Annotated in this window: 18 protein-coding genes and 1 tRNA gene; 5 read left to right on the plus strand and 14 right to left on the minus strand. The window is 72.4% G+C overall.

Annotation, left to right across the window (positions count from 1 at the left end; translation table 11 throughout):
• Position 1: 1 nt before the first annotated feature.
• From DEJ06_RS02490 to serS, 3 genes are all read right to left on the minus strand, one after another.
• Positions 2-86 (minus strand) — tRNA-Ser (locus tag DEJ06_RS02490).
• 83 nt (positions 87-169) lie between these two features.
• Entirely contained in the window at positions 170-1033 is an 864-nt protein-coding gene (locus tag DEJ06_RS02495) for an HAD family hydrolase (protein ID WP_084741461.1), read from the minus strand.
• Positions 1030-2292 (minus strand): serine--tRNA ligase, encoded by a 1263-nt coding sequence (serS, locus tag DEJ06_RS02500; RefSeq protein ID WP_111038292.1) that lies wholly within the window; start codon positions 2290-2292, stop codon positions 1030-1032. Before serS ends, DEJ06_RS02495 begins: the two co-directional genes overlap by 4 nt.
• 54 nt (positions 2293-2346) lie before the next feature.
• Here serS and DEJ06_RS02505 point away from each other — a divergent pair, with 54 nt between their 5' ends.
• Positions 2347-3417, plus strand: coding sequence for a diacylglycerol kinase family protein (locus DEJ06_RS02505; RefSeq protein WP_084741463.1), 1071 nt, complete (start codon positions 2347-2349; stop codon positions 3415-3417).
• An 18-nt stretch (positions 3418-3435) separates the two neighbouring features.
• Here the strand turns inward: DEJ06_RS02505 and pheA are convergent, their stop codons facing one another.
• From pheA to DEJ06_RS18535, 4 genes are read right to left on the minus strand one after another with little or no spacing between them, the layout of a single operon-like run.
• Positions 3436-4392 carry a prephenate dehydratase gene (gene pheA, locus DEJ06_RS02510; RefSeq protein WP_111038293.1) on the minus strand — a complete coding sequence of 319 codons (957 nt, stop codon included), beginning with the start codon at positions 4390-4392 and terminating at the stop codon, positions 3436-3438.
• A 39-nt stretch (positions 4393-4431) separates the two neighbouring features.
• Positions 4432-4977 carry a MarR family winged helix-turn-helix transcriptional regulator gene (locus tag DEJ06_RS02515; RefSeq protein ID WP_111029842.1) on the minus strand — a complete coding sequence of 182 codons (546 nt, stop codon included), beginning with the start codon at positions 4975-4977 and terminating at the stop codon, positions 4432-4434.
• A 28-nt stretch (positions 4978-5005) separates the two neighbouring features.
• The gene (locus tag DEJ06_RS18175; RefSeq protein ID WP_181433053.1) at positions 5006-5494 is read right to left on the minus strand and encodes a hypothetical protein; all 489 of its coding nucleotides are present in this window, start codon (positions 5492-5494) and stop codon (positions 5006-5008) included.
• Complete coding sequence (locus tag DEJ06_RS18535; protein ID WP_258372397.1) at positions 5491-7086, minus strand: molybdopterin-dependent oxidoreductase; 1596 nt, start codon at positions 7084-7086, stop codon at positions 5491-5493. The genes DEJ06_RS18175 and DEJ06_RS18535 overlap by 4 nt, the downstream gene beginning before the upstream one ends.
• Before the next feature lie 69 nt (positions 7087-7155).
• On the opposite strand from DEJ06_RS18535, the gene DEJ06_RS02525 reads away from it, so the two are divergent.
• From DEJ06_RS02525 to DEJ06_RS02535, 3 genes are read left to right on the plus strand one after another with little or no spacing between them, the layout of a single operon-like run.
• On the plus strand, positions 7156-8400 hold the full coding sequence (locus DEJ06_RS02525) for a glycosyltransferase family 87 protein (RefSeq protein ID WP_181436728.1): 1245 nt from the start codon (positions 7156-7158) through the stop codon (positions 8398-8400).
• Between the two features lie 5 nt (positions 8401-8405).
• Positions 8406-9458: a GTP 3',8-cyclase MoaA gene (moaA, locus tag DEJ06_RS02530; RefSeq protein WP_111032935.1), complete on the plus strand. Its 1053-nt coding sequence runs from the start codon at positions 8406-8408 to the stop codon at positions 9456-9458.
• Positions 9459-9461: 3 nt separating this feature from the next.
• Positions 9462-9701: a MoaD/ThiS family protein gene (locus tag DEJ06_RS02535; protein WP_111038296.1), complete on the plus strand. Its 240-nt coding sequence runs from the start codon at positions 9462-9464 to the stop codon at positions 9699-9701.
• A 469-nt stretch (positions 9702-10170) separates the two neighbouring features.
• Here the strand turns inward: DEJ06_RS02535 and DEJ06_RS02540 are convergent, their stop codons facing one another.
• From DEJ06_RS02540 to DEJ06_RS02565, 6 genes are read right to left on the minus strand one after another with little or no spacing between them, the layout of a single operon-like run.
• A complete protein-coding gene (locus DEJ06_RS02540; RefSeq protein ID WP_017888287.1) occupies positions 10171-11271 on the minus strand; it encodes a calcium:proton antiporter in 1101 nt (366 codons plus the stop codon).
• Positions 11272-11283: 12 nt separating this feature from the next.
• Complete coding sequence (locus DEJ06_RS02545) at positions 11284-12324, minus strand: ABC transporter ATP-binding protein (protein ID WP_258372396.1); 1041 nt, start codon at positions 12322-12324, stop codon at positions 11284-11286.
• Entirely contained in the window at positions 12321-13121 is an 801-nt protein-coding gene (locus DEJ06_RS02550; RefSeq protein ID WP_071246956.1) for an ABC transporter permease, read from the minus strand. Before DEJ06_RS02550 ends, DEJ06_RS02545 begins: the two co-directional genes overlap by 4 nt.
• A 3-nt stretch (positions 13122-13124) precedes the next feature.
• Positions 13125-13928, minus strand: a complete 804-nt coding sequence (gene modA / locus DEJ06_RS02555; RefSeq protein ID WP_111038297.1) for a molybdate ABC transporter substrate-binding protein — start codon at positions 13926-13928, stop codon at positions 13125-13127.
• A complete protein-coding gene (locus tag DEJ06_RS02560) occupies positions 13925-14341 on the minus strand; it encodes a molybdopterin-binding protein (RefSeq protein WP_111031154.1) in 417 nt (138 codons plus the stop codon). Before DEJ06_RS02560 ends, modA begins: the two co-directional genes overlap by 4 nt.
• A 59-nt stretch (positions 14342-14400) precedes the next feature.
• The gene (locus tag DEJ06_RS02565) at positions 14401-15459 is read right to left on the minus strand and encodes a ThiF family adenylyltransferase (protein WP_181436727.1); all 1059 of its coding nucleotides are present in this window, start codon (positions 15457-15459) and stop codon (positions 14401-14403) included.
• 95 nt (positions 15460-15554) lie between these two features.
• Between DEJ06_RS02565 and DEJ06_RS02570 the strand changes: the two genes are divergently transcribed.
• Positions 15555-17207, plus strand: a complete 1653-nt coding sequence (locus DEJ06_RS02570; RefSeq protein WP_111038299.1) for a glycosyltransferase family 39 protein — start codon at positions 15555-15557, stop codon at positions 17205-17207.
• 63 nt (positions 17208-17270) lie between these two features.
• Here DEJ06_RS02570 and DEJ06_RS02575 read toward each other — a convergent pair whose 3' ends face one another.
• Positions 17271-18203: a 4-(cytidine 5'-diphospho)-2-C-methyl-D-erythritol kinase gene (locus tag DEJ06_RS02575; RefSeq protein ID WP_027466065.1), complete on the minus strand. Its 933-nt coding sequence runs from the start codon at positions 18201-18203 to the stop codon at positions 17271-17273.
• Positions 18204-18208 lie beyond the last annotated feature (5 nt).

Genomic DNA, 18208 nt, shown 5'->3' on the forward strand with positions numbered 1-18208 from the left:
GCGGAGGGTGTGGGATTCGAACCCACGAGACATCTCTGCCCACCTGTTTTCAAGACAGGCTCCATCGGCCGCTCGGACAACCCTCCAGTGACGCGACCACGTGGCGAGACGTGATCGCGTCCCGGGAAGTCTACCGGGGCCTCCAGGCAGGGGTGCGCGCGAGCGCGGACTAACGGGGCAGGGAGTCGAGCGCCGCTGCCAAGCCGTCGTCGGTGATGCCACCGGTGAGCTCGTTGCCGGCGTCGACGACGTCGTCGGGGGCCTGGCCCATGACGACCCCGCGACCGGAGGTCGAGGCCCAGCGGAGCATGTCGATGTCGTTGCGGCCGTCGCCCGCGGCGAAGACGCGGGAACGCGGGATGTCGAGCCACTCGCGGACGCGCTCCATCGCGGTGGCCTTCGTCACGCCCTCCGGAGCGATGTCGAGCCACGACGTCCAGCCGACGGAGTACGAGACCTTATGCAGGCCCATCTGCTCGACGATCTGCAGGAAGTCCTCGGTGTCGTGGCCGGGCGAGATGACGACGACGCGGGTGGCCTCGACGCCGAGCAGCTGCTCGAACGGCACGTGCTCACCCTCGACGGTCATCGTGTCGTCGGGGAAGTTGCCGGACAGCAGGAAGTGACCGGTCTCGTCCTCGACGCCGAACGCGGCGTTCTCGAGCGCGCCGTGGATGGTCTGCAGCACCTCGGACGGGTCGAACCGCTCGACGTGTTCGCGCACGTAGGAGCCGTCGGCGCGGCGGGCCAGGATGAGCGCACCGTTCGCGCAGACCAGGTACTTCGGCCGGATGCCGAGGGTCTCGAGCAGGGGCACGGTCATGCCCTCGCTGCGGCCGGTCGAGAGCATGACCTCGTGCCCGGCGGCCTCGGCGTCACGGACTGCCGCCACGACGGCCTCGGTGATGACACCGTCCTCGCGCATGGTGGTGCCGTCGATGTCGAGCGCGACCAGCCAGCGCTTGGTGCGGGCGGGCGCGTCGGTGCCCGCGCCCTGCTCGGTGCCGTCCACGAACCGTCCCTGGGTGCTCATCGGGGCTCGATCACCTCGACGCCACCGAGGTAGGGGCGCAGGACCTCCGGCACGACGACGGAACCGTCGGCCTGCTGGTGCGTCTCGAGGATCGCGACGATCCAGCGGGTGGTGGCGAGGGTGCCGTTCAGTGTGGCGACCGGGGCGGTCTTGCCGCTCTCGGTGCGGTAGCGGATGTCGAGGCGGCGGGCCTGGTACGTCGTGCAGTTCGACGTCGAGGTGAGCTCGCGGAACGTGCCCTGCGTCGGGACCCAGGCCTCGATGTCGTACTTCTTCGCGGCGCTCGTGCCGAGGTCACCGCCGGCGACGTCGATCACGCGGTAGTGCAGCCCGAGGTCCTGCAGCATCTGCTCCTGGTACCCGACGAGCTTCTCGTGCTCGGCCTCGGCCTCGTCAGGGTGCACGTAGGTGAACATCTCGAGCTTGTTGAACTGGTGCACGCGGAGGATGCCGCGGTTGTCCTTGCCCGCCGACCCGGCCTCGCGGCGGTAGCAGGTCGACCAGCCGGCGTAGCGGTGCGCGGTCTTCTCGATGTCGAGGATCTCGTCGGCGTGGAACCCGGCGAGGGCGACCTCGCTCGTGCCGGTCAGGTACAGGTCGTCGGCTTCGAGCCGGTAGACCTCGGCCGCGTGCTCACCGAGGAACCCGGTGCCGGCCATCGTCTCGGGGCGGACGAGCGTCGGGGTGATGAGCGGCTCGAAGCCGGCGGCGATCGCACGGTCGAGGCCGAGCGACATCAGCGCGATCTCGAGCCGGGCGCCCATGCCGCGCAGGAAGTAGAAGCGCGAGCCGGAGACCTTCACGCCGCGCGGGATGTCGATGATGCCGAGGTGCTCACCGAGGTCGGCGTGGTCCTTCGGCTCGAAGTCGAACTCGGGCTTGGTGCCGACGGTGCGGAGCGTGACGAAGTCGTCCTCGCCACCCTCGGGCACGCCGGGGAGCACGACGTTCGGGATGCCGCGGACGACGGTGTTGAAGGTGTCCTCGGCCGCGGTGACGGTGGCCTGGGCCTCCTTCACCTTCGCGGCGAGGGCCTGGGCCTGCTGCACGAGCGCGGCCTTCTCGTCCTTCGGGGCCTTGGCGACGGTCTTGCCGAACGCGTTCTGCTCGGCGCGGAGCGACTCGAACGAGGTGATCGCACTGCGGCGGGCGGAATCAGCGGCGACGGCTTCGTCGACGACGGCCACGGAGGCACCACGCGCCTGCTGTGAAGCCTTGATGACGTCCGGGTTGTCGCGAAGCAGCTGTGGATCGATCACCGCCCCATCCTAGACGGGGCAACCGCACGCAGCCTCGATCGGTAGCGTGGACGTATGTCGACCCCTTCGGAGACCGCGCCCGCGGACCAGGACGCCCTCCCCACCGAGCAGCGGACGGCCGCGGTGGTCTACAACCCGGTCAAGGTCCACCTGCCGACCCTCAAGCGCACGGTGCAGGAACACCAGCAGCAGGCCGGCTGGGCCGAGACCCTGTGGTTCGAGACCTCGGAAGAAGACCCGGGCGGCGGCATGGCCCGCGCGGCGATCGAGGCCGGTGCCGACGTCGTCGCGGCGGCCGGCGGTGACGGCACGGTCCGTGCGGTCGCCGAGGTCGTGCACGAGTCCGGTTCGACCCTGGCGCTGCTGCCGAGCGGCACCGGCAACCTGCTCGCCCGCAACATGAAGCTCCCCCTCGACGACCTGGCCGCGAGCGTCCGGACGATCTTCCACGGCGACGACCGCAAGATCGACTTCGGCATGCTCAAGGTCGAGCGCCCCGGCGGCGAGCGCGAACGCTTCGGCTTCCTGGTGATGGCGGGCCTCGGGCTCGACGCCCGGATGCTCGTGAACACCCGCCCCGAGCTGAAGAAGAAGGTCGGCTGGCTCGCCTACGTCGACTCGCTGTTCCGCTCGGTGCGCGACGCCAACGCGTTCGAGTTCCGCTACCAGCTGGACGACGACGGCAACCACTCGCTCCGGGCGCACTCGCTCATCGTCGGCAACTGCGGCATGCTGCAGGCCGGCGCGATCCTGCTGCCCGACGCCGAGATCGACGACGGGGTGTTCGACATCGCCGTGATGCGTCCCCGCGGGTTCTTCGGCTGGGTGCGGATCGGTGCCCGGGTGTTCTGGGAGAACGGGATCCTGCGGGCGTTCCGTCGGTCGAACCTGGGCAAGACCGCGGTCGGCAAGAAGATCGTCTCGAAGTCGCGCGAGGAACGACCCCTGCGCTACCTGCGCGGGCAGGAGTTCACGGCGCGACTCGAGCGGCCCGACGAGTTCGAGATCGACGGCGACCCGGTGGGCGAGGTCATCGCCTTCCGTTCGCGCATCGACCCGATGGGGCTCTCCGTGCGCGTGCCGGACCCGGCGGACGACCGTCACGGCTCGCGCCAGGTGCCCTGACCCGGGGCAGTTCCGCCGCTACCGCGCCCCGGGCTCGCCCGACACGATCGCGCGCAGCCAGTCCCGCGCCTCGACGAACGCGGCGTCCGAGTAGCGCGCGGGCACCTCGGGGCGGGCACCGTCGGCACGCGGGTACGACCCGAGGAACGTCACGCGCGGGCTGAACCGCCGCAGGCCGAGCAGTGCGTCCGCGACCCGCTCGTCGCGCACGTGCCCGTCGAGGTCGATGACGAACCGGTAGCGGCCGAGCTCGTCACCGATCGGGCGTGACGACAGCAGCCCCATGTTGATGCCCCGCGTCGCGAACTGTTCGAGCATGTCGACCAGGGCGCCGGGGTGGTCGGCGGGCAGCTCGACGATGACGCTGGTCTTGTCGGCGCCGGTCGGTTCGGGCAGCGCCAGGGTCTTCGACACGAGCACGAACCGGGTGACCGCCGAGGCGTTGTCCCCGATGGACGACGCGAGCACGGCGACGTCGTGGTGGTCGGTGATGCCGGGCGGCGCGACAGCGGCGTCGGCGGTGGGGTTCGCCTCGAGCAGGGCGAGGGCCGCAGCGACGTTCGACGACGCCGGGATGTGGCCGTGGCCGGGCAGGTTCGCCTCGAGCCAGTTGTGGGTCTGCGCGTAGGCGACGGGGTGTGCGTTCACGGTGCGGACGTCGTCCAGCGTCGTGCCGGGCCGGGCGACGAGCACGAAGTCGACGGGGACCAGGTACTCCCCCACGATCCGCACGCCGGGGATCCGGGCCAGGGCGTCCTGCGTGGCGCTGACCCCGCCGTCGACGCTGTTCTCGATCGCGATGACGGCCCCGATCGACCGACCGGACATGACGTCGTCCAGGGCCTCACCGACGTTGTTGACGCTCCGCCAGGGCTTGCCGGCGGCGGCCTCGACGAGCTTGAGGGCCGCCTCGGTGAAGGTGCCGGCGGGTCCGAGGTAGGAGTACGTGTCGGACGGCGCGGCGGGGTCGGTCATGCGGCGAGCCTATTGCAGGGACGCGGAGGCCAGGCGGCCTCAGTCCGTCGCCGCACCCGTCAGCCGCTGCTCGCAGATCGCGGTGTCGTCGTCCTCGCGCGGGTAGGTCAGCGCCGCGAACCGCCCCTCGGGGTCCAGCCGTGTCAGGAGCGATGCCGCGATGCCGTCGAGCTGCGCGACCTGCTCGTCGGAGAGCGCGTCGATGACCACCCGGCGGGCGGTGCGGACGTGGTCCGGGGCAGCGTCGACGATGGCTGCGTAGCCGGTGTCGGTCAGGCGGACGTCGGTGGCACGGCGGTCGGAGGTCGACGGGCACCGCGTCACGAGCCCGCGCTTCTCGAGGCGGGACACCACGTGCGACAGCCGCGGCAACGAGGCGTTCGTGGCCGAGGCGAGCGCCGACATCCGCAGGGTCCGGGTGTCGGTCTCGGAGAGCATCGCGATGACCATGTAGTCGAAGTGCGTCAGGTCGGCGTCGCGCTGCAGCTGTTGGTCGAGCGCCGCCGGCAGGAGTTCCATGACCGCGACGAGCTTCATCCACGCGCGCAGCTGCTCGCGGGTGAGCCACGGGGTCTCGTCGGTCATGACCTGATCATACCGAAAGGTTGTCTCTTTAACCAGTGGTGCGCACCGCGGACGAACCGGACGAACCGGACGAGCCCGCCGAACCCGACGAACCGCCAGTCCGACGCGACCGCACCACCCCGATGACGAGCACGACCACCACGACGACGAGCAGCGCCCCCTCGACGAGCAGCAGCCGCGTGCCGTAGTCGAACGGCAGCACGGTGGGGTTCTTCTGCCCGTGGTCCTTGGCAGCGATCTCCGGCAGCACCACCAGGGCGAGCACGCTGCCGAGCACGATCGCCGCCTGCACGACGACGAGCACCCAGGCCCGCAGCGAGCGTCCGGCCCGACGCAGCAGCAGCCCGGCACCGACCACGAACGGGGACAGGACCGCGTCGTGCAGCACCACCGCCGCGAGCAGCCAGACCCCGAGCCCGCCGATGCGGTTCGGCTTGACGGACGTCACGAGCACGTACGCCCCGAACGCGATGACCAGCACACCGATCACCACGAGCACGATCCGCGCGGCCTTCACCGGAGCACCTCGATCTTCTCGATCCACTTGGTCTGCAGCACACCGGGCCGCCCGGGAGCGATGATCCGCGCCGGAAACCCGTGGTCCAGGTCGAGCGTCGCACCGTTCAGCTCGAGGGCGACGAGGGTCGTCGGGTCCTCGGCGTACTCCGGTCCCATGTCCATGATCCGGTAGCCGCCGTGCCGCTCCAGGCTCGTCACGCGCACGTGCGACCCCTGCGGCGCCTGCACGGCGTCGAGCAGGTCGCGCATCCGCACGCCCTTCCAGGTCGCCATCTGACTCCACCCCTCGACGCACGAGATCGGCAGGTCGACCTGCGCGGTGCCGAGTGCGACGAGTTCCGCCCGGACGAACGTCCGGCTCACGTCGTGGCCGACGACGGTGAGCGTCCAGTCGGCGGCGGTCGCGCTGGCGAGCACACCGGCCGCCCGCGCGGTCCGGTTCACCGGCAGTCCGTTCGCGCCGATGCCGCGACCGCGGGCACCGAACACGTTGAACGGTTCCGCGAGCTTCGAGGACTGCCCCGCCGTGAGCGCGACGACGCCGACCGTCGCCGCCGTCACGCCGGCGAAGAACCCGCGTCGGGCGATGCGCTGGCGTCGTCCGGTGGCTGCTTCCGGCGTCAGCCTGGAGGCCCGGCTCGCCTCCCCCGCGTCGGCCGTCGGCTGGGCGGGACTCGGCTCCTCGGACACCTCGCGGGTCTCCGGCGCCGTGTCGGGTCCGGTGGGACGGGGCTCGGCGCCGCCGGGGGCGGCGTCGACGCCGTCGATCCAGCGGAACACGCGGCCCAACAGGCCGGGGGCGGTGGACCCGGTGGTCTCGGAGACCGCAGCGTGCGGGGCGGACGCTGAATGAGCCTCCAGACCGGGTGGGAGCAGTTCACTGCCGGACGCGGGGTCCGCGATGAACCGACCGTGCACGTCGTAGGAGTCGCGCTTCCGCCAGTACCGGGAGATGACCGGCAGCTTGGCGGCGATGTGGATGGCCAGCGAGCCGATGATCACGTAGGCCAGGGCGTTGTGCACCTGGCGGAACGGGAACGGCCACGGGTACCACTGGTACGTGTTGAGCAGGCCGGTGACGACCTGGATGATCGACGCGGACACGAGCACCGCGATCGACAGCCGCTCGAGCAGGTGCAGCACGCCGCGCACCGGCGGCACCTGCACCAGGGCGGGCATGACGGTGTTGAGCTTGGCGAGCAGCAGCGGGATGATCGCGATGCCGGTCGTGATGTGCAGGCCCTGCGTGAACTGGTACAGCTGCGTCGGACGGGTCGGGAACCGCATCCAGCCGAGCGGTTCCTGCAGCAGGTGGCTGTAGATCCCGGTGCCGAAGCAGGTCAGGAAGGCGATGCCGAGCAGACGCCCGAGCACCACCGCCGACCGGGCGTTGCGGTTGGGGGACGCCAGAGCTGCTCGTCCGTCGTGCAGCAGGCGCTGGAGGCCGGATAGCCTCGACGGACCATGAGCAACCGACTGCGTGCCCTCCGACCGTCCCTGGCCGACGGCACCGCCGCCCGGATCGGCACGGTGCTGGCCGTCGTGGGAGTACTCGCCCTGTCGGGCGTCATCGCCGTCGGCGTCACGCATCTGGGGTTCCTCCGATCGGGCCATCGTTCTGCATTCGTTGCGTGGACGCTGATCGCTTGGACCGTCTTCGTGATCGCCGTGCTCGCGGTGCGTTTCGTGCCCGTCCGGTGGATGACCACCATGGTCATCGGCGGAGCGGTGGTGATCGGCATCGCCGCGCTGGTCGGCCCGCCCAACACGAGCACCGACTCCGCTCGGTACGCGTGGGACGGCATCGTCCAGCATGCCGGTGTCTCACCGTACGCGCACACCCCCCAGTCCGCGGCACTGTCCGGTCTCCGACCCGACTGGTTGTTCCCCGACAAGGTGGACGGTACGTGCGATCCGCTGAAGCCCCGGTTCCGTGGGCTCGGCGACGGCGCGGACGGGCACTGCACCGCGATCAACCGGCCGGACGTCACGACGATCTACCCGCCGATGGCGCAGCTGTGGTTCGCCGCGGTGCGGTTCTTCGTGCCGGCGACCGCACAGTACCTGCCGTTCCAGGTCGCCGGGCTGCTCGTGTCGCTCGGTGTGACCGTCGGGCTCGTCCTGGTGCTCCGCCGGATCGGCCGCCCGACCTGGTGGGCGGCGCTCTGGGCCTGGTCGCCGCTCGTCGCGTCCGAGGCGGTCACCAACTCGCACGTCGACGTCGTCGGCGCCGCACTCGCCACGGCCGGGGTCGTGCTCGTCGCGTTCGGCCGGCCGATCTGGGGCGGGATCGCGCTCGGGGCCGCGACCGCGACCAAGCTCATCCCGGCGATCGTGTACCCGCCGTTGCTCGGCCGCGGTCGGGCGTGGTGGGCGATCCCGATCGGCATCGCCGTGTTCGGGCTGCTCTACGTGCCCTACGTGCTGACGACCGGGCTCGACGTGCTCGGGTACCTGCCCGGCTACCTGAGCGAGGAGGGCTACGAGGACGGCTCCCGGTTCGCGCTGGTGTCGCTCGTGGTCAAGGGCGACGCGGCGACCCTGGTGGTGGGGCTCCTGGTGCTGCTGGCGGCGTTCGTGGCGTGGCGGTTGTCCGACCCGGCGCGGCCGTGGTCGGGCGAGGTCCTGATGATCGGCGTGACGTTCCTCGCCGTGACGCCGCGCTACCCCTGGTACGCGCTGCTGCTCATCCCGTTCGTGGTGCTGTCCGGACGGTGGGAGTGGTTGTCGATCGGCCTCGCCATCGCGCTGCGCGGGGTGTGGCCGTCGGCGGACGCCTACCGGTGGTGGTTGCTCGCGGCCGTGGTGGTCATCGTGGTCGTCACGCTCCTGCGCACGGAGCGGGCCGAGTGGCGGCGGTGGTGGGAGCGGCTGACGTTCCGGCGCGTGGAACACGTACGCTGACGACCATGGCACCCGCGATCCTGCTCGGCACGACCGGCTCCGTGGACCCGGCTCCCGCCGGGCTCGTCGACCGCTTCGGGCGTCGCGCCGTCGACCTGCGGGTGTCGCTGACCGAGCGCTGCAACCTGCGCTGCACGTACTGCATGCCCGCGGCCGGGCTGCCGTTCGCCCCCGACGAGGCCCTGATGACGGCGACCGAGATCGAGCGGCTGGTCCGGATCGGCTCGTCGCGGTTCGGCGTCCGCAAGGTCCGGTTCACCGGCGGGGAGCCCATGCTCCGGCACGACCTGGTCGACGTGATCGCCCGGTGCGCCGCGCTGCCCGACGCCCCGGAGCTGTCGCTCACCACGAACGCGATCGGCCTCGCCCACCGCGCCCAGGGCCTGTACGACGCCGGGCTGCGGCGCGTGAACGTGTCGCTCGACACCGTCGACCCCGACGTCTTCACCACCGTGACCCGCAGGCCGTTCCTCGACAAGGTCATCGCCGGGCTGTCGGCCGCGCACGACGCCGGACTCGACATCAAGGTGAACGCAGTGCTGCTGCGCGGGATCAACGACGAGGCCGCCCCGGAGCTCCTCCGCTGGTGCCTGGAGCGAGGCTACGAGCTGCGGTTCATCGAGCAGATGCCCCTGGACCCCGACCACGCGTGGGACCGCACCTCGATGATCACCGCGGCCGAGACCCGCGCGCTGCTGGCGACGTCGTTCGTGCTCACGCCGGACGACGCCCCGCGCGACGGTGCCCCGGCGGAGCGGTACCGCGTGCACGACGCCGTCACCGGGGAGCCGCTCGGCACCGTCGGGATCATCGCGAGCATCACCGAGTCGTTCTGCGCCGACTGCACCCGCACGCGGCTGACCGCCGACGGGCACGTGCGCAGCTGCCTGTTCTCGGACGAGGAGACCGACGTGCTCGGGCCGATGCGCTCCGGGGCGGACGACGACCAGGTCGCCGAGCTCTGGCGGCTCGCGATGTGGGCGAAGCCGCGCGACCACGGTGACGACAGCGACGAGCTCGTGCACCCGACGCGCGGCATGAGCGCGATCGGCGGCTGAGGCATGACCACGATCCGGTTCTTCGCCGCTGCCCGGGCTGCCGTGGGCGTCGACTCGCTGACCACGTCGGGGCCCACCATCGAGGCCGCCCTCGGCGCGATCGACGTCGTGGACGCTGCGCGATGGAGTGCGCTGCGGGAGCGTTGCTCGTACCTGGTCGACGGCGTGACGACGCGTGACCGGGCGACCTCGCTCGACGGGGTCGAGGTCGTCGACGTCATGCCGCCCTTCGCCGGCGGCTGAGTTCGGGGCTGAGCGGTAGTACGCCCGTTCCTTCCCAGAACGCCCGCGATACCTGGCGTTTTCGGGCATACCTGGTGCAAACTTCCGACCAGGTACGCCCGATTCGATCGGGTACGCCCGATCCGACCAGGTACGCCCGATTCGACCCCGCGCCCGCGCGCCCCGCGCCCGTTCCTTCCCAGAACACCCGCGATACCTGGTGCTTCCGGGCATACCTGATGCGAACTTCCGACCAGGTACGCCCGATTCGACCAGGTACGCCCCATTCGAGCCGGTACGCCCGATTCAACCCCGCGCCCGCGCACCCCGCGCCCGTTCCTTCCCAGAACGTCCGCGATACCTGGTGCTTTCGGGCATACCTGATGCGAACTTCCGACCAGGTACGCCCGATTCGACCAGGTACGCCCGGAACGACCTGGCGCAGCCAGCCCAGCCCAGCCCCGCCCGCGCCGAACCAGCCCACCCCGCCCTACGGCGAGACGGACAGCACGATGAACGCCGCGAAGATCACCAGGTGCACCCCGCCCTGCAGCCGCGTGGCACGACCGGGCAGCACGGTGAGCACCGCCGCGACGATGGTCAGCGCGAGCAACACGATCTGCGACGGCCCGAGCCCGAGCAGCAGCGTCCCCGGCATGAACAGTGACGCGACCGCGATCGACGGGATCGTCAGACCGATGGACGCCATCGCGGACCCCATCGCCAGGTTCAGGCTCGTCTGGATCCGGTTCCGTGCGGCGGCCTTCGACGCCGCGATGCCCTCCGGCAGCAGGATGAGCAGCGCGATCACGACACCGACGAAGGACGGCGGGAACCCGACGGCGGCGACCCCGGCCTCGATCGCGGGCGACTCCACCTTGGCGAGCCCGACCACGGCGACGAGCGCGACGACGAGCAGCCCGAGCGACACCATCGTGGTGCGACCCGACGGGCGTGCGGCGTGGGCGTCCTCGGACTCGACGAGGACCCCGCCGGCACGGTTGACCGGCAGGAAGAAGTCGCGGTGCGCCACGGTCTGCGTGACGACGAACAGCCCGTAGAGCACCAGTGACGCGATCGCGACGAACACGAGCTGCGTCCCCGTGAAGGACGCGTCGTCGGTGCCGGTGGTGAACGTCGGCAGCACCAGGGTCAGCACGGCGAGCGCGGCCACCGTCATGGTCGCGGCGCTCGCGCCCTCCTGGTTGAAGCGCACGGTGTTGTGCCGCAGGGTGCCGATCAGGATCGCGAGGCCGACCAGCCCGTTCATCGTGATCATCACCGCCGAGAACACCGTGTCGCGCGCCAGGGTCTCGGCCTGCGCACCGCCCGAGCTCGACAGCGAGATGATGAGGGCGACCTCGATGATCGTCACGGCGACGGCCAGCACGAGCGAGCCGAAGGGTTCCCCCACGCGGTGCGCGACGACCTCGGCGTGGTGGACGGCTGCGAGCACCGTGACCGCGAGCACGACCGCGACGACGACCACCACGGCGGTGCCGAGCCCGTAGCGGCCGTACGAGAACGCGAGCACGACGGCCGCCAGGATCGGCGTGGCCACGGGCCACACCTTGGGGAACCAGGAGGTCATCGGACCATTGTCTCAACCGCGGGGCGCGTAGACCGCCACCTCGGCCGCGGGGACGTCGATGCGCACCGCGTCGCCGGGGGCGATCCCGAGCGCGGTCAGCCGCGCGAGCGTCAGGTCCGCCACCAGGTCACCGGCCCGCACCCGCACCAGTCCGTCGCGCGGTTCGAGCGACGAGACGGTGCGCGCGGCCCCGGCACCGTCCCGCGTCAGCACGGCGGCCGTCGGGTGGAAGGCGGCCAGGGCGGGCCGGCCGGGAGGCACGGCGTGCGCCCCCGACGCCAGCTCACCCCCGCCGTCGATCGCGATCCCACCCCCGGTGGCGGTCCCGCGCACCAGCGCGAGTCCGGAGAACGTCGCGGCGAACGCACTCGTCGGACGACCGAGGACGGCCGCGGGGGTGCCCTGCTCGACCACCCGGCCGCCCTCGAGCACGACGACGCGGTCGGCCAGTGCGACGACCTCGACCGGGTCGTGCGTGACGAGCACCGCGGGCCGGCCGGCGACAGCGGTCCGGAGTGCCGCGCGGACCTCGTCCTGCGCGCCGACGTCGAGCGCCGAGGTCGGTTCGTCGAGCAGCAGCACCGCCGGGTCGGTGGCGAGCGCGCGGGCGATCGCGACGCGTTGCGCCTGTCCACCGGAGAGCGTGCGTGGGTCGCGGGTGGCCAGGTCGGCGACCCCGACGGCGTCGAGCGCGTCGCGGGCGAGCTGCCGGGCCGCGGCGCGACCGGCTCCGGCCGCACGGGGTCCGAAGGCGACGTTCCCGACGACGTCGAGGAACGGGAACAGGTCGGGCCGCTGCGCGACGAGTCCGATCCGGCGACGGTGCGCGGGGACGGTGTGCCGCGGGCTCGAGACGTGCACCCCGTCGAGTTCGATCCGGCCGGCATCGATCGGCAGCAGCCCGGCCAGGGCCTCGAGCACCGTCGACTTGCCCGCACCGTTCGGCCCGATGACGGCCAGGCACTCCCCCGCGCGGACCTCGATCGCGACGTCGACGTCCCGCGACCCGACGACGACGTGCGCGCGGACGCCCACCGCACCCTCGGCCGTCACGCCAGGGCTCCGCGGGTGCGGAACGACGAGGCACCGATGACGACGACGGCCACCACGACGAGCACGACCGCCAGTGCCACCGCGGTGTCCGGGTCGACCTCGCGCTGCAGGTAGACCTCGAGCGGCAGGGTCCGGGTGACCCCCTGCAGGCTGCCGGCGAAGGTCAGGGTGGCCCCGAACTCGCCGAGCGCCCGGGCGAAGCAGAGCACGAGCCCCGAGACGATGCCGGGCAGGACCCGCGGCGTCGTGACGGTCAGGAAGGTCCGGGTGGGTCCGGCGCCCAGGGTCGCGGCGACCCGCTCGTAGCGGTCGCCCTCGACGCGGAGCGCCCCCTCGACCGAGGACACCAGGAACGGCATCGCGACGAAGGTCTGCGCGATGACGACCGCCGTCGTGGTGAAGGCGATGTGCAGGCCGTGGTCGTCGAGGAACGCCCCGACCACCCCGAGCCGACCGAAGGCCGCGAGCAGCGCGAGGCCGCCGACCACCGGGGGCAGCACGAGCGGCAGGAGCACGACGGCCCGGGCGACGCCGACCCAGCGCGACCGTGACCGCGCGAACAGCACGGCGAGCGGGTACCCGAGGACGAACGCGACGCCCGTGGCCGCGAGCGCCGTGCCGAGGCTGAGCCCGAGCGCGGTCAGTGACGCGGTGGAGGTCACGAGCCCGACGAACGACGACCAGTCCACCCGGCCGAGCATCGCGAGCACGGGCACGACGACGAACAGCCCGCCGAGCACCGCGGGCAGCGGGAGCCACCACGCGACCGGCGGCCGTCCGTCAGCGCGCGGAGCCACGGGTCAGGGCTTCCCGAAGCCCGCGTCGGCGAACACGCGCTGTCCGGCGGCGGAGCGGACGTACTCCGAGAACGCCTGCGCGAGCGCCGGGTCTTGGGATTCCCGGAGCACGCCGATCGGGTACGTGTTGACGGCCTTGCCCGACTCGTCGAACGGGACGCCGTCGACCTTGCCGCCGGCCCCTCGGACGTCCGTCACGTAGACGAGTCCGGCGTCAGCCTGACCGGACTCGACCTTGCCGAGCACGTCGGTGACGGACTGCTCCTCGCTGACCGGCTCGAGATCCACGCCCGATGCGGACTCGACCTTCGCCGTCGCGGCACCGCACGGCACCGGGGCGGCGCACGTGACGAGCTGGACGCCCGGAGCCGTCAGGTCGTCGAGGTTCGCGATGCCCTTCGGGTTGCCCGGTGCGACGGCGATCTCGAGGACGTTCGTCGCGAAGTCCCGCGGCGAACCGCTCGCCAGGTCGGTCGACGACAGCTTCGCCATGTTCGCTTCGTCGGCGGACGCGAACACGTCGGCGGGGGCGCCGTTCTGGATCTGGGTGACGAGGTCGCTCGAGCCGGCGAACGAGAACCGGATCGAGGCGCCGGGGTTCGCGGTCTCGAACTGCTTGCCCAGGGTCGTGAAGGTCTGCTGCAGGGACGCCGCCGCGAACACGGTGATCGAACCGGTCGGCCCCTCGGTGTCGGAACCCGCCGAGGCCGATGCCCCCGAGCCCGTGTCCGGAGCCGTGCACGCAGCGAGCCCGAGCGCGACGGTGGCGGCGAGGGCCAGCGCCGCGAACGGCCGGAGGCGGATCATCGTTCGTCCTCGTGCCGGGCGGGCGCCTCGACCGCGACCATCGTGGCCTTGACGGACGCCACCGCGACGGACCCGACCTCGAGCCCCAGGTCACGGACGGCCTCGGCACTCATCAGGGACACCACGCGGTGCGGGCCGCACTGCAGCTCGACCTGCGCCATCACGGTGTCGACGACCAGGTCGGTGACGATCCCGACGAAGCGGTTGCGCGCCGAGCTCTTCACCGCGGACCCCGGGTCGGTCAGCTCGGAGCTGCGTTCCCGTGCGTACGCGGCGACCTCGCGCCCGTCGACCACGGCTCGCCCCGCGTCGTCCGTGGCACGGGTGAAGGTGCCGCCGTCGACGAGCCGACGAACGGTGTCGTCACTGATCCCGAGGAAGGCCGCAGCGTCCCGTACCCGCAGTTGCGTCATGATCCACCGATCCTATCCGCGGATGCGGCGACAGGGGCGGTGGAGGTGACCGGGCTGGGTCAGGACCGGTGCTCGATCGCCACGGGCAGCCCCTCGCGACGCCAGGCCTCGAAGCCGCCGTCGAGGACCGTCACGCGCCTCCCGGCCGGTTGCCGCGCCGCCCACGCGTCCGCACGGGGTCCGCGCGCGCAGTAGACGACGACCTCGTCCACACCGGTGTCGTCGGTGACGGCACCGGCGACCACGCCGGCCGCCCGTTCCTCGTCGGTCCGGACGTCGACGACGACCAGCGGGTCCGACGGGTCCGCCACCCTGGCGGCCAGGGCGGACGGCGCGATGCGCGGCGTCGCGGAGGCACCAGGGGCAGGCGCCGGTCGACGCGAGGCGGGCCCGCGGCGGACGGGGCTCTCGGTCCAGCGCCACCGGCGGGCGTCGACGGTCAGGACGCGTCCGAGCAGCGGGTCGCCGCTGCCGGTGACCAACGCGAAGACCTGTCCCGCCATCACCGCACCGACCGCGCCGCACAGGGCGGGGACCACGCCGTCGAGGGCGCACGAGCCCTCGTCGGGCAGCGCGTCGGGGTGCAGGTCGTGGAAGTCGACGCCGTCCCGCCCGGCGTCGCGGAAGACACTGACCTGCCCGTCGTGGCCGAGCACGGTGCCCCACACGAACGGCACGCCCGCTGCGGCGCAGGCGTCCGAGACGGCCCGGGTGACCACGACCGAGTCGGCGGCGTCGACCACGACGTCGTGTCCGGCGACCAGGTCCGGCGTGAACGAGCCGACCACGGCGACCGCGTCGAGTTCCGGGTCGACGGCGACGGCCCGGGCGACCGCGACCTGCGCCTTCGGCGAGCCGACGTCCGCGGCGGTGAAGAGCGTCTGCCTGGCCAGGTTCGAGGCGTCGACCACGTCGGGGTCGACCACCGTGAGCCGACCGATCCCGGCGAGGTACGCGACCACCGGCGCACCGAGCCCGCCGGCCCCGACGACGAGGATGCGCGATGTGGCCAGGCGTCGCAGCCCGGTGACCCCGACGTCGGCGAGCGCGGCGGTCCGCGATCCGAGCTGCGTCCGCCCCGGGGAGAGCGCGGCGGCGGGGGCGACGAGGGGTTCCATCCCGTCATTCTGGCCCGTCGCACCGAACTCCTGCATGTGAGAGTTCAGCGCCCGGACGCGGCGGATCCCCAGAGCAGATCGGTACGGTCGCGGGCGTGAGTTCCCCGCGCACCGGTACCGTCCCGGTCCGACGCACGACGTCGGACACGTCGGTGCGCTCGCGCTCGCTGGGGCTCGTCGTGGCGGCTGTCCGAGCCCTCGCACGGACCCCCGAGATCACCGTCGGCGCGCTCGGCGTCGTCGTCGCGGCGGCCTTCAGCTGGGTGCCGTCGGTCTGGTACGACGAGGCCGCGACCATCGCGAGCGCACAGCGCAGCTGGCCGGCGCTCTGGGCCGAACTGCAGAACGTCGACGCCGTCCACGGCCTGTACTACGCCGTGATGCACGTCTGGTTCACGCTCGTCGGGTACTCGCCGTTCACGCTGCGGTTCCCGAGCGCGCTGGCCATCGGGGTCTCCGCCGGCCTCGTCGTCGCGCTCGGCCGTCGTCTCGGCGGGGTGCGGCTGGGCGTTGTCTCCGGGATCGTGTTCCTGGTGCTGCCGCGCGTCGCCTGGGCCGGCACCGAGGGGCGCCCGTACGCCACCGTCACGACGTTCGCCGTCGCGCTGACCCTCGTGGGGATCACCGCGGTCCGGCGCACCCGGACCGGGCACCACGCGACCCGGTGGTGGGTCGTCTACGGCCTGCTCGCCGTGGTGGCCGTGCTGTTCAACGTCTACCTGGCCCTGGCCGTCGTCGCGCACGGGGTCGTGCTCCTCTGGACCGCCGTCGCGGACCGTGCCGCACGTCGCGACGCCGTGCTCTCGCAGCGCAGCGGTCCGGTGGTCGCGCCGATGGTCGACCGCGCCGCGTTCGTGCGCTGGGGCGTCGCCGCCGTCGGGGCCGCGCTCGTGGTGTCGCCGTTCATCGTCCTCGCGGCAGGGCAGGCCAAGCAGGTCGGCTGGATCACCGGCGTCGGGTGGGCCACCGTGCGCCAGGTCGTCGCGACCGCCTGGTTCGGTGCCGTCTGGCCGTACGCGGTGCTCGGGTGGGCGCTGATGATCGTCGGCGTCGTGCTCGCCGTCCGGGCCACCCGACGCCCCTCCCCCGCCGCCCGTGACCTGCTGCGGATGCAGGCCGTGCGCGTCGCCGTCCCCCTGACGATCCTGCCCACCGCACTGCTCGTCGGCGCGACCGCGGCCGGGGAGCACCTGTACTCCCCGAAGTACGCCAGCCTGAGCCTGCCGTTCGTCGCGCTGCTCATCGGCCTGGCGATCACGGCGATCCGACCCCGGCGGTGGCTGGCGCTCGCGGTCGTCGGGATGCTGCTCGTGTCGGCACCGACGAGCACGATCGTCCGGCTGCCCCACGCCAAGCAGGACTCGCACTGGGCGAACGCGGCGGCGATCATCGAGCGCGAGCGGGACCGGCGCACCGACCAGAACGAGGGCGTCGTCTTCGGCAGCGTCTGGGAGCACCCGGGCACCACCGCGCAGGTCATCGCCGACTCCTACCCCGAGGCCTTCACCGGGATGCGCGACCTCGCCGTCGCCGAGACCGGTGCCGAACGCGGGCAGCTCTGGAACGTCAACGGGGACATCGCGACGACGGTGCCCGAGCGGATCTCGGGCATCGACACCGTGTGGTTCGTCGGCGGCAAGTCACGGAACATCCGCCCGCAGGTCACCGACACGCTCGTGGCCGAGGGGTTCCACGTCGTGCGCTACTGGCACACCGGCACGGTCATCCTCTGGAAGTACAGCCGCTGACGGTGGCGGTCCCGCCGCTGACGGTGGCGGCACATCCGCCGACGGCTGTGCCGGGGCGTCGGGTCAGTGCACCACGCGGGCACCGTGCACCGGACCGGTGGCCCGGAGTGCGACGAGGCCGGCGGCGCTGAGCTCGACCTGCAGTTCGAGCGCGGCGTCACGGTCACCGACCAGGAACGCCACGGTCGGTCCGCTGCCGGACACCAGGCCGGCCAGGGCACCGGACTTCTCACCGAGCTCCAGCGTCGCCGCGAGCCGGGGCTGCAGGCGCATGGCCGGTGCCTGCAGGTCGTTGTGCACACAGTCGGCGAGCAGGTCGGGGTCACCCGCGCGCAGGGCCTGCAGGACGTTGGCCTCGACCACGGGGTGCGACGGCGCCGGGGAGATGTCGGCGCGGTACCGCTCCCGGTGCTCGTCGAGCGCACGGTAGACGGCGGGGGTGCTCAGCCCGTCGTCGCTCAGGGCGAGGACCCAGTGGAACTCGCCCTTGGCCAGCGCCGGGCTCAGCTCGTCGCCGCGACCGGTACCGACGGCGGTGCCGCCGGCGAAGGCGAACGGCACGTCGGCGCCGAGCTGTGCGGCGAGCCGGAGCAGCTCTTCGCGACCGAGCGCGGTGCCCCAGAGCGTGTCGACGGCGAGCAGGGTCGCCGCGGCGTCCGCGGAGCCACCGCCCATGCCGCCGGCGACGGGCACCTGCTTGTCGATGGTCAGCCGCACGCCGCCGCGGTGTCCGGCCGCGTCGGCCACGAGCCGGGCCGCACGGATGGCGAGATTCGACTCGTCGACCGGCACGGTGCTCGTGTCGATCGGCCCGGTGAAGGTGACCGAGAAGTCGTCGGCGGCCTCGGCGGTGACGTCCTCGTACAGGGACACCGCCTGGTACGCCGTGGCGACGTCGTGGTAGCCGTCGTCCTGCAGCGCCCCGACGGACAGGAACACGTTGATCTTGCCGGGGGCGCGCGTCCGCACGCGGGTCGGTGCGGCCAACGTGGTCATGCGCC

The organism is Curtobacterium sp. MCLR17_051 (assembly GCF_003234395.1).
GTDB classification, from domain to species: domain Bacteria; phylum Actinomycetota; class Actinomycetes; order Actinomycetales; family Microbacteriaceae; genus Curtobacterium; species Curtobacterium flaccumfaciens.